This window comes from Bartonella pachyuromydis (assembly GCF_039543065.1).
Classification (GTDB): domain Bacteria; phylum Pseudomonadota; class Alphaproteobacteria; order Rhizobiales; family Rhizobiaceae; genus Bartonella; species Bartonella pachyuromydis.
In genome coordinates this window covers 1-1,322 of sequence record NZ_BAABJA010000049.1, presented here as the reverse complement: position 1 = coordinate 1,322, position 1,322 = coordinate 1, and the positions used below count along the sequence as shown (strand labels likewise).

Genomic DNA, 1,322 nt, shown 5'->3' with positions numbered 1-1,322 from the left:
TTGAAGTTAGTTTATCCTCTCTTTCTATGGCATTGCGTTGGGAAAAATATCTTTTAAGTCATGTAAAACGCCTCTATGGGGCGGTAGATAAATTAGCAGCAGAGCGTGCAAAATTGATTGTCGAACGTTGTGATTGTTTACAAGATGGCTTTACTCTACGTGATATTTATAAGCGCGATTGGAAAAGTTTAAAAGATAATGAAACCGTTAAGCAAGCTTTAGATCTCTTATGCCGTTGTAACTATATTCGTCAAATAGCAAGTAATCATAGCTCTAAAGGCGGTCGACCTACCATACGTTATGAATGGCACCCCTTAGTGAAAATTCATAAGACATCACACTGAGACAATTGTGAGATTTTTAAAGCTTTGAACTATTAGTTTTAGAGGTTTAGGGGGGGGACTTTTACCCATTATTATTTTATTTTTTAATCAAGAATAAAAGTTATTATATTTCAATGTGTTAAGATTTATGATTTTTCCAAAAAACAACCTATATCGACAATGCAACTTATAAATTCAACTGATAGAATATGTTATGGGGAGTTTTGTAGGTGTTTTGGGGGTTTTAAAAACAGACAAAACTTATAAGCAAAATTCGTAATGAAACCTATAAAAATGATCATTCTGATGTTTTTAAACACGTAGTGCATTTGTCTTGAATGATGTGTGAAACGAATAGCAAATTCCACTATTCTGTTGTTGATAAGTATGATTTATAAAATTTAATTTTAAGCAATTTATGAGTTTTCGTGTGTTTTTGTCTCATTTTGTTATCGATATTTCTTTTGAATCAATTTAATAGGCTTCATTCCGTTTCTTTATGATCTTTGATCATACCGTGCCACAATGGAGTTTATCTTAATATGCTTCAATCTGTTAAGTCTGATAACAAACAAGTCACTTTACGCTCTCTCTTAGAATTCTACCGTCAACAGGCAAAATCACCCCGTGAATTAGGAACGCTGTTTGAAAATCTTGTGAAGGATTATTTCTCTGAAGATCCTTTACAAAAGCAGGAATACGAAAAGGTTCAGACTTATTCGGAATGGGCTAAGGAACATGATGAAGATGGGCGTGATATCGGCATTGATCTAGTCGCTACAATCCGTGATCAAGGAGGTTATGCGGCTATTCAATGCAAATGCTATGACGCCTCTCACATCATTAAAAAAGACGATATTGATAGCTTTATAGCTGCCTCTGGGAAAAAGATTTTTACGCGTCGTATTTTGGTTGATAGCACTGAAAGCAATTGGAGTGATAATGCTAACAACACTTGTGATGGTCAAGAGGTTCGTATTCAACAGATTAATCTGTTTG

General features: G+C 34.3%; 1 protein-coding gene and 1 pseudogene. Both read left to right on the top strand.

Annotated features, from left to right (window positions below; genetic code table 11):
- Positions 1–344 (top strand): annotated as a pseudogene (locus ABD917_RS08670) (YfjI family protein); the annotation flags it as partial.
- Positions 345–865: 521 nt separating this feature from the next.
- A partial coding sequence (locus ABD917_RS08665; protein WP_345119661.1) for a restriction endonuclease occupies positions 866–1,322 on the top strand: 457 nt, incomplete at its 3' end.